Below are 2,027 nucleotides of genomic sequence, written 5' to 3'. Positions count from 1 at the left end.
ACCCGCACCCCACCCCCGTTTCGAGAGGTCAGTTCCGCGTTGAGTACCCCGCCCGCCTCGGCCACCGGCGATACCGGCACCGCCATCAGCGACTCCGGCACAGCCGCCCTGTCCAAGGAAGTGCGCGCGGAGGCCGCTCGGCGCCGCACGTTCGCCGTCATCTCCCATCCGGACGCCGGTAAGTCCACGCTCACCGAGGCGCTGGCACTGCACGCGAAGGTGATCTCCGAGGCCGGCGCCGTGCACGGCAAGGCCGGCCGCAAGTCGACCGTCTCGGACTGGATGGAGATGGAGAAGGCCCGCGGCATCTCGGTCAGCTCCACCGCACTGCAGTTCAACTACCGCTCGAGCGAGTCCACCGCCGACGAGGACGACCCGGGCAACGTCATCAACCTCGTCGACACCCCCGGCCACTCGGATTTCTCCGAGGACACCTACCGCGTGCTCACCGCCGTCGACGCCGCGGTCATGCTCATCGACGCCGCAAAGGGCCTCGAGCCACAGACGCTGAAGCTGTTCCAGGTGTGCCGCCACCGCGGCATCCCGGTGATCACCGTGATCAACAAGTGGGACCGTCCCGGTCGCGCACCGCTCGAACTGCTCGACGAGATCGACGAGCGGATCGGCCTGACGCCGACCCCGCTGTTCTGGCCCGTCGGCATCGCCGGCGACTTCCGCGGCCTGCTGCGGCGCGGTGAGGACGGCGCGGCCGAGGAGTACATCAAGTTCACCCGCACCGCGGGCGGCGCGAAGATCGCCCCCGAGGAGCATCTGGACCCCGACGCCGCGCTGGAGCGCGAAGGCGACGCGTGGGCCGAGGCCGCGGAGGAATCGGAACTGCTGTCGGCGAGCGGCCAGGACCACGACCAGGAACTGTTCCTCGCCGGCCAGACGTCGCCGGTGATCTTCGCGTCGGCGATGCTGAACTTCGGCGTGCGGCAGATCCTCGACACCCTCGTCGCGCTGGCGCCGCCGCCGCGCGCCCGCCTCGACATCGACGACAATCCCCGTGACGTCGACGACCCGTTCAGCGCGGTCGTGTTCAAGGTGCAGGCCGGCATGGACACCGCGCACCGCGACCGCCTCGCGTTCATGCGCGTGGTCTCCGGGGTGTTCGAGCGCGGCATGGTCGTCACCCACGCCCAGACCGGCAAGCCGTTCACCACCAAGTACGCGTTGACGGTGTTCGGCCGCGAACGGTCCACGGTCGAGGCCGCCTATCCGGGCGACGTGGTGGGTCTGGTCAACGCGACCGCCCTGGCGCCCGGACACACTCTGTTCGTGGACCGGAAGGTCGAGTTCCCGCCGATCCCGTCGTTCGCGCCGGAGCACTTCGCGGTCCTGCGGGTCGACGCCGCGTCGAAGTACAAGCAGTTCCGCAAGGCCGTCGACCAGCTCGACTCCGAAGGCGTCGTGCAGATCCTGCGCAACGACGTGCGCGGAGACGCCTCGCCGGTGATGGCGGCCGTCGGCCCCATGCAGTTCGAGGTCGTCTCGGCGCGGATGAAAGCCGAGTACAACGTCGAACCGCGGATCGAACCGCTCGGCTACGCGCTGGCCCGCCGCACCGACACCGCCTCGCGGGACGAACTGAACCGGCAGCGCGGCGTCGAGGTGTTCACCCGGTCCGACGGGGTGCTGCTTGCGCTGGTCAGCGACAAGTGGCGGCTGCAGTACATCCGGAAGGAACTGCCGGATCTGACGCTGGAGCCGCTGGTCGCCACCACCGACTGAGGTTGTTGCAGCGGTAGTGCATGTGACTCCGATTACTGGTATTTTCCTGCCGTCGAGCTGACGCTGGCTCGGGGGATTTTCAGGAGCTGTGGATGAACGACGACACCTCGGCCGTCGGGCCGGGCGGGAGACCCGCGCGCGCCCGCACCGGTTCCGTCAAGCGGAACGATTCGCCGAAGCGCTCGGGGACCTTCATCTATCCGCTGCCCAGCACGCCGCTCCCGAGCAGCACCCCGATGACGAGCAGCCCCGGCCCGCACGCCGAGGTCAGTCATGCATCCGATCGCAACCCG

1 protein-coding gene and 1 pseudogene are annotated in these 2,027 nt (G+C 69.2%); both read left to right on the top strand.

What is annotated here, in order from left to right; all coding sequences use genetic code 11:
- The first annotated feature begins 84 nt into the window (after positions 1-84).
- Positions 85-1,734, top strand: coding sequence for a peptide chain release factor 3 (locus I0Q12_RS05345; protein WP_197250959.1), 1,650 nt, complete (start codon positions 85-87; stop codon positions 1,732-1,734).
- Between the two features lie 92 nt (positions 1,735-1,826).
- Positions 1,827-2,027, top strand: a pseudogene (locus tag I0Q12_RS32035) (hypothetical protein); the annotation flags it as partial.

The organism is Rhodococcus sp. CX, assembly GCF_015865005.1.
In the GTDB taxonomy this organism is placed as follows: Bacteria; Actinomycetota; Actinomycetes; order Mycobacteriales; family Mycobacteriaceae; genus Rhodococcus.
Note: the sequence above shows the minus strand (reverse complement) of the source record. Positions and strands in the feature narration are given on the sequence as shown.